Source organism: Duncaniella sp. (genome assembly GCF_029054785.1).
Taxonomy (GTDB): domain Bacteria; phylum Bacteroidota; class Bacteroidia; order Bacteroidales; family Muribaculaceae; genus Duncaniella.
The window spans coordinates 1-8,170 of sequence record NZ_JAIDEN010000105.1 but is presented as its reverse complement, the minus strand read 5'-3'; the positions used below and the strand labels follow the sequence as shown (position 1 = coordinate 8,170).

Annotated in this window: 6 protein-coding genes and 1 pseudogene; 5 read left to right on the top strand and 2 right to left on the bottom strand. The window is 51.3% G+C overall.

Annotation, left to right across the window (positions count from 1 at the left end; all coding sequences use genetic code 11):
* Positions 1-330 precede the first annotated feature (330 nt).
* Positions 331-1,353: a glycoside hydrolase family 5 protein gene (locus tag K2H17_RS07195; RefSeq protein WP_300133155.1), complete on the bottom strand. Its 1,023-nt coding sequence runs from the start codon at positions 1,351-1,353 to the stop codon at positions 331-333.
* Between the two features lie 51 nt (positions 1,354-1,404).
* Positions 1,405-2,280, bottom strand: a complete 876-nt coding sequence (locus tag K2H17_RS07190) for an AraC family transcriptional regulator (RefSeq protein ID WP_300133152.1) — start codon at positions 2,278-2,280, stop codon at positions 1,405-1,407.
* Positions 2,281-2,703: 423 nt separating this feature from the next.
* Between K2H17_RS07190 and sppA the strand changes: the two genes are divergently transcribed.
* The 5 genes and pseudogenes from sppA to K2H17_RS07165 all read left to right on the top strand — a co-directional run.
* Entirely contained in the window at positions 2,704-4,488 is a 1,785-nt protein-coding gene (gene sppA, locus K2H17_RS07185; RefSeq protein WP_300133149.1) for a signal peptide peptidase SppA, read from the top strand.
* A gap of 51 nt (positions 4,489-4,539) precedes the next feature.
* Positions 4,540-5,637: a tetraacyldisaccharide 4'-kinase gene (gene lpxK / locus K2H17_RS07180; RefSeq protein WP_300133147.1), complete on the top strand. Its 1,098-nt coding sequence runs from the start codon at positions 4,540-4,542 to the stop codon at positions 5,635-5,637.
* A gap of 57 nt (positions 5,638-5,694) precedes the next feature.
* The gene (locus K2H17_RS07175; protein ID WP_300133144.1) at positions 5,695-6,507 is read left to right on the top strand and encodes a purine-nucleoside phosphorylase; all 813 of its coding nucleotides are present in this window, start codon (positions 5,695-5,697) and stop codon (positions 6,505-6,507) included.
* An 18-nt stretch (positions 6,508-6,525) separates the two neighbouring features.
* Positions 6,526-7,581, top strand: coding sequence for a thiamine-phosphate kinase (gene thiL, locus K2H17_RS07170; protein WP_300133141.1), 1,056 nt, complete (start codon positions 6,526-6,528; stop codon positions 7,579-7,581).
* A 126-nt stretch (positions 7,582-7,707) separates the two neighbouring features.
* Positions 7,708-8,170 (top strand): annotated as a pseudogene (locus K2H17_RS07165) (hypothetical protein); the annotation flags it as partial.

The window sequence follows — 8,170 nt, the reverse complement described above, 5'->3', positions numbered from 1 at the left end:
AAATCAATGTACTCTTGTATTTGACTAAATACTAATATATTAATCGCAGTGGTTGGATTTTTATCGCACCACTACTATTTTTTAATAATTTCATGTCTGAGACTTTTTAAAGTTACCTGAGCCTTGGTGTCTCTTTTGCTAAATTGTTGAAATTCGTCAGTCACATAGCTCGCTATGTTCCTTCCGCATTTACAACAATTTATCTAAAAGATACACCACTCAGATTTTTACTCTTGTTATGAAACACCCTCTGAAGATGTTCATGTGCTGAGTTTCTTGGGTTGTGTATATCTTTTAGATGCTAAGTCACGGTTTGAGACCAGCGTTTTTTTATTTCGAGTAGCGGCTGTTGCGCTCGCGGATTGTCTTCCGGGCGAGTTTGGCCCATTCCTTGAGATCGTCCTCGGTCCATTCCTGGCCGTTGTCAGAGGCTGAGGCCGAGATCATGGAGCAGGTTTCGTTCTTGTCAGCGATGTCCCACATCAGTACGGAGATGTTGTTGTCGTCAGCAAACTGCATCCACTGCTGCCACGATTCATAGTCGATCGGGCCGTCACCGGTGTGGTCCATCGAGCCGCATTCCGAGATGATGAGCGGCAGTCCGGCCTCAAGGGCTTTCTGAGCCTTTTCGCGGTTCCAGTCCTTGTGGGTTCCGGCATAGTAGTGGAGCGAATAGAGCAGATTCGGTGCGTCGACCGGATTTTCTGCGGCGATGTCAACATCCTGGTCCCACTTGGGAGTGCCTACGATCACCACCGCATTGGGGGCATTCTTGCGGATCACTGGAATCACCTCCTCGGCATAGGTCTTGATCTCCTGCCAGGGGATGTCGAGCGGCTCATTCCAGATCTCATAAAGGATATTGGGTGTGTCGCCGTATTTTTCCGTAATGACGGTGAAGAATTTCTTTGCGTCTTCAAGTGTGTTGTCATGCGAATGCCAGTCGCAGATGATGTACATATCATTGGCAATGGCCGCGTCGATGACTTTCATCGCGAGATTGACAGCATTTACCGAGTCAACCGAATAACCGTTGACGCAGTCGCCTGAGGGATGTGCGCCGATGGCCGCGCGGGTGATGTTGGCCCCCCAGTTCTCCTTGAGCGCCCGGACAGTTCCTTCGTTGTAGAAGCGTCCCCAGTTGCAGTGCCATCCCAGTGATGGTCCGTTAAGTACGATGGTGTCACCGGCCTCATTAAGCAGAGCGGTGCCGCTGACATGAAGCGGCCTGACAAAGGCGGCAGCGCTGTCGGCAGCCGCATCGGTTGATTCACTCTTTGCAGATGTGCCTCCGCAACCCACCATAGCGGAGAGCACAATTGCAGAGATAATTGTAGTAAATAATGTTTTCATGCTTGAATCGGATTCTGATTTTAGTTCGTGGAGCTATATCGTGGCGAAATATCAGACGAGCATTTTATGGTGCTGATAGATTTCGCGGAAAACTTTCGGAGAATTTCCTTTTTTCTTCTTGAAAATGCGGTTGAAGTTCGAGACATTGTTGAAACCGCACTCATAGCAGATCTCTGCCACGGAAGTGGTCGAGTCGACGAGCTGGCGCGAGGCATGACCGAGGCGTATGTCGATGACATAGTCGGAAATCGAGCGGCCTGTGCGGAGTTTGAAGAAGCGGCTGAATGCTGTCGGCGTCATCCCGACAAGGTCGGCCAGATCGTTGAGACGGATCTCTTCCTTATAATGTTTGTTGATATGGTCCTGGACTTTCTGCACCCTCCGGCTGTCGCCTGTCGGTTTGAGCGAGGCGAATGACGAACTTGAGAGCTTGCGGTAATGTCCGTCCTCGGCAAGTTCATAGAGGATCGACATCAGTTCGAGCATCCGGTAGAAGCCCGACTCGATCTTTGTCAGATTGTCAAGTTTATGATAGACCCTCATGATGCTGTCGACGGTGAAGGCAATGCCGTTGGAACTGAGATCAAGCATCCGGCGGATGCTCGACAGCTGCGTTTTGGCGAGAAACGATGAGCCGAAAAGATCTGATGAGAATTGTATCGTTATTTCACGTATCTTATCACTGACACAACTGTGTTGTTCCCATCCGTGTTCGATTCCGTTGCCGATAAGGACAAGATCATACATTCCCAGTGTCTCGATTGAATCGCCGACCACCCGACGCGCGCCATCACAATTTGAAACAAAGTTCAGCTCATACTCCTCATGGCGATGAATGGGGTATGTAAAGCGGTCTTTATACCTGTCTATGAGATAGAAGCAGTCTTTCTCCGACAGCGGCGTGATTTCGGTTATGATTTTATTCATGGTCTTGACACTGTGTAAAATAAACAATAAGGTAGGTAAATCCTTTATGTCAGGCTGGATTTATTAAAGGTTTGATCACAAAGATAAACATTATTTTGGTTATAAAACATAAAAATGTTATAAAGATATCAGATTTGACCATTTTTGACATTTATTTGTTAAAATAGTATCATTTTTAAACATTTCAAGGCACAATTTTACCATCCATTTACCAAATGAATCCTATTCCAGCCGGTTTGGAGCAAACACAGGATTTTCATCAAAATCCGTCATTCTTCCCTCCCGGCAACGGCAGAAAGCTGACAGAAAAAGCAGACATAAACGCGACTATACATTAATTAAATAGCCGAAAATTTGTTATTGCCGAGGCGATGTCGTACTTTTGTAGAGTTTTAGCGCTATTATTCTATCACCTCACCTAAAATGAAGAATTTTTTCATCTCGTTCCTCGGCGCACTTGCCGGTATCTGGTTCTCGCTTCTCCTTGCCGTGATCGGCTTCTTTATTGTCATTGTGGCAGCAATGGCATCTTCCGGAGGCAGCACAACCACCGTCAAGGTCAACAGCAACTCAGTACTTAGCGTTGACCTCTCCGGTCCAATCCTTGACCGGACTCCCAAACTGGATTTCTCGACAGTCATCAACGGCGTCGACAAGAATATGCAGGTACTCGGAGACATCACAGGCTCTATCCTCGCAGCTGCCGATGACAGCCGCATCGAAGGTATCGTCATCAACTGCAACGGCGCTGCTGCCGGACTGGCCCAGAGATCCGCAATCATCGAAGCCCTCAGAAAGTTCAAGAAGGACGCCCCGGAAAAGTGGATCTACGCCTACGGCGACATGTACACCCAGGGCGACTACTACATCGCCGCCGCTGCCGCTGACAGCATCTTCATCAACCCGATCGGCCAGGTCGACATCCACGGCCTCGCATCCACCTCACTCTATTTCCACAAACTTCTGGATAAGATCGGCGTCGACGTCCAGGTTGTCAAAGTCGGCACCTACAAAAGCGCCGTCGAACCCTACATCCTCGACGGCATGAGCGCACCGGCCCGCGAACAGCAGGAATTGTTCCTCGGCAACATCTGGCAGACTGTAAGCTCTACCATAGCCGAGGGCCGCGGAGTCTCGGTCGACGACATCAACAAATGGGCCGATGACTTCATCTTCACTCTTGACGCAAAAAAATATCCGGACATGAAGATCGTCGACGGTCTCGCCTACCGCCACGAATTTGACCGCAAGATCGCCGACCTCACCGGTTGCGACAAAATCAAGGACATCGAGACTATCTCCACCTCAAGCTATGCCAAAGTGAACGAGACCGGCAAGGTCGGCAACGGCAAAGGCGCCAACATCGCCATTCTCTATGCTTCAGGTGATATCACCGACTCCGAAGGCGACGGCATCGTGGCCGCCGAAATGGTTCCGGAAATCCTTGAGCTTGCCGAAAATGACGATATCGACGGCCTGATCATGTATGTCAACTCTCCCGGCGGAAGCGCTTTCGCATCCGAACAGATCTGGGAAGCGCTTGAACAGTACAAGAAACTGACCGGCAATCCGTTCTACGTATCTATGGCTGACTATGCAGCCTCAGGAGGCTACTATATCAGCTGCGGGGCCGACAAGATTTTCGCCCAGCCCGTCACTCTGACCGGCTCGATCGGCATCTTCGGACTGATCCCCAACATACAGACTCTGATGTCAGACAAGCTCGGAATCAACACTTCGATCGTTCAGACAAACGCCAACGGCAACTTCCCGACAATCATGGAGCCTATGACCGAAATGCAGAAAAGCGCCATGCAGGCCTATGTCGAACGAGGCTATGATCTCTTCACCTCACGCTGTGCCGAAGGCCGCGGCATTTCCCAGGACTCAATCAAAGTCATCGGCGAAGGCCGTGTATGGGACGGAAGCGAGGCTCTCAGACTCGGTCTTGTCGACGAACTCGGAGGCCTTGATGCCGCAATCGCAGCAATGGCCAAGCAGCTCAACGTCGAATCCTACACAATCAGCTCATATCCTGTCAGCAAAAACAAATGGTATGACATGATTCTCGAAGCCGGCATCGACCTGAAAGCCTCTCTGATCCGCAGCGAACTTGGCGAAATGGCCGGTCTCTATGAAACCATCAACCGTGTCAAAGGCATGTCGGTGCTCCAGTGCCGGATGGATTTCACCGAAGTAAACCTCTAAGCGAATTTATTCATTCTCTCCCCCACCTGTCAAAACAAAAAAACAGAATCCGTGGCCCGCAACAGACTCCTTTCAATGCTTCTGCTCTACCCGATCTCAAAACTCTATGGGATCGGAATGGTGGTGCGTAACAAAATGTTTGACTACGGCATTCTGAAACAGCAGGAATTTGACATCCCGATCGTGGTTGTCGGCAACCTCGCGATGGGGGGCACCGGCAAGACTCCCCACGTTGAATACATCGTGGAGTCACTGCTTGGCAAATACAACATCGGAGTGCTCTCACGCGGCTACCGCCGTGCAACCAAGGGCTTCGTCCTGGCCTCACCGCAGTCCCGCCCTGAGGACATCGGCGACGAGTCCTATCAGATCTACCGCAAATTCGGCCCTGACATCACCGTAGCCGTCTGCGAAAAGCGCTCCGAAGGTATCCGCCAGATGCGCGAGATCAATCCGGATCTCAACATGATCATCCTTGACGATGCTTTCCAGCACCGCTATGTCAAGCCATCGGTCTCGGTGATCCTCACCGAATACAACCGCCCGGTGTTCAACGACAAGATCCTACCCTACGGACGCCTGAGAGAATCGGCCCGCTCGCTCAACCGCGCCGACATCGTGGTAGTGACGAAATGTCCCGCCGACATGAAACCGATGCACTATCGGCTGTTTGAAGAAAACCTCAAGCTCTTCCCCTTCCAGAAACTCTACTTCTCGCGTTACAACTACGGCCACCTGGTGCCTATTTTCCCTGACGAGGCCTCCGACATCCCGGCTCTCGACAGTCTGAAGGCCGACAACTCTATCCTGGTCATCACCGGAGTGGCCAATCCCAAACCCTTTGCCCGCTTCCTGCGTCGCCACAAGGCCAAAGTGAAACTCAAACGCTTCACCGACCACCACAACTTCACTGCCTCCGACATGGAGGAGATCAGCCGGCTCTTCGACGAACTGCCCTCGGACAACAAATTCATCGTCACCACTGAAAAAGACGCTGTCCGCATCCTCAACAACCCCTATTTCCCGCACAGACTGAAAAAATCCATCTTCTATGTGCCCATCAAAGTCGAATTCATCGAACGGGGAGATGCGGAATTCACAGCCGGAATCGAAAAAACAATCCGTGACTCACGTTTGTTTAAGTCATAGACTGAAAGATCGTCTGAAAAAAGACATCTAATAATCATCAAAATACACCTTACCAACATGTTAGAAAAAATCAACCAGACGGCTGACTTTCTGCGTTCGAAAGTGGCCGATATGCCTAAGACTGCCATAATTCTCGGAACTGGCCTTGGCGCTCTCGTCGATCACATGGACGACAAACTTTACATCCCCTACTCCGAAATTCCCAACTTCCCGGTCTCTACCGTCGAAGGCCATAGCGGCAACCTGATTTTCGGCACACTCGGCGGCAAAAAAGTCATCGCCATGCAGGGCCGTTTCCACTACTACGAAGGCTACGACATGAAACAGGTGACTTTCCCTGTCCGCGTGTTCAAGGCTCTCGGTGTTGACACCCTCTTCGTCAGCAACGCCTCAGGCGGCATGAACAAGGAGTTTGTCGTAGGCGACGTGATGGTGATCACCGACCATATCAACCTCTTCCCCGAAAATCCCCTCCGCGGCAAAAACTACAATGAGCTTGGCACCCGCTTCCCGGCCATGACCAACGCCTATGACAAGGAACTCATCAGCCTCGCCGATGCCATCGCCGCTGAGAAAAACATCCGCCTCATGCACGGTGTGTATGTAGGTGTGACAGGACCGACTTTCGAAACTCCCGCTGAATATGAATACTACCGCATCATCGGCGGTGACTGCGTGGGCATGTCGACCGTTCCTGAAGTAATCGTGGCCAACCACGCCGGAATGAGAGTATTCGGCATTTCAGTCATCACCGACCTTGGCGGCAAAGACGTGACCCAGGTCCCCACTCATGAAGAAGTGCAGCAGGCAGCGCTCATCGCCCAGCCCAAGTGTCTTGAAATCATGAAAGAACTCGTCAACCGCTTCTAATAAAGACCGTCGGAACTTATGGAAATCTCACAACTCGGCGAATTCGGACTGATCGACCGACTCACCGCAGGACTCGAAAACGTCAATACCTCGACCGTCAAGGGCGTGGGCGATGACTGCGCAGTCCTCCGCAATCATGACACAGACATACTCGTCACGACAGATCTGCTTCTCGAAGGAGTGCATTTCGACCTGACCTATGTACCGCTGAAGCACCTTGGCTACAAATCAGCCATCGTGAACTTCTCCGATGTCTATGCCATGAACGGCACTCCGCGTCAGATCACCGTCTCTCTGGGCATTTCCAAACGCTTCACTGTCGAGCATATCGAAGAGCTGTTTGCCGGCATCCGTCTTGCCTGTCAGATCTATGGCGTAGACCTCGTCGGAGGCGACACCACCTCCTCCCGTCAGGGACTCGTTATTTCCATCACCTGCATAGGCGATGCACCGGCCGACAAGGTTGTCAGCCGCTCAGGAGCCAAGGACACGGATCTCATCTGTGTCTCAGGCGACCTTGGCGCTGCCTACATGGGATTGCAGCTGCTCGAACGCGAGAAGACAGCCTCAGCCGGACGTCCTGACTTCATTCCGAAGTTCGAAGGCAAGGAATATCTCGTCGAACGCCAGCTCAAACCCGAAGCCCGCCGTGACATCATAGAGGAACTTGCCAAAGCTGGAATAGTCCCCACTTCCATGATGGACATCAGTGACGGCCTCAGTTCCGAACTCCTCCACATCTGCAAGCAGAGCGATGCAGGATGCCGCATCTATGAAGACCGCATCCCGATCGACTATCAGACTGCCATCATGGCCGAAGAGCTCGGAATGAATCTCGTGACAGCGGCTCTGAACGGTGGCGAGGACTATGAACTTCTGTTCACCGTACCCCTCCACTATCATGAGCAGATCCAGAAAATGCCCGGCGTGAAACTCATCGGCCACATCACCAAGCCTTCGCTTGGATGCGCGATGATCACCCGCGACGGCACTGAAATACCTCTGCGCGCACAGGGCTGGAATCCTCTGGCTGCATCTGAGACCGACAAAAAAGCCCAGGAAGAGGATGCCTGATCCTCAATCCCGTACCATGAAGTCCGGGAAGCTTTAACTTTTATTATAAAATCCTCTTCTAAACTTTAAATGGTGAGAATGTTCTAACTAAATATAGCGACATTCTCACCATTAACTTTTACACCAATGAGAAGATTCTTACAAACACTGTCAGCCACTCTGCTCTGCTTCTTTTTATCAATGCCATGCACCGAAGCCCAGAACCGAAGTAGAGAAAGCCGCGAAAAACGCACTGAGCGCACATCAAACCAACGCAACAACAGCAACAATCGCCGCGGAGGAAATTCCTCTTCTCACAATACCCGTCCGAATAATTCCCGCCCGACCAACAGACGCCCTGACGTAACTCCGTCAAAAGGAAACAATCGCCCTGACAACAACGGTCGCCCGGCAGTCGGAAACGGGAACAACAATCGACCCAATAACGGCAGCAACAGACCCAATATCGGCAATGGAAATGACCACCGCCCGAACGTTGGCAACGGAAACAACCACAGACCGGGAGTCGGAAACCATCGGCCCGGAAACAGCCATCGGCCCGGAATCACACTAAAATACAAAGCAAACGCTGCCCCCCAAGCAAGAAGAA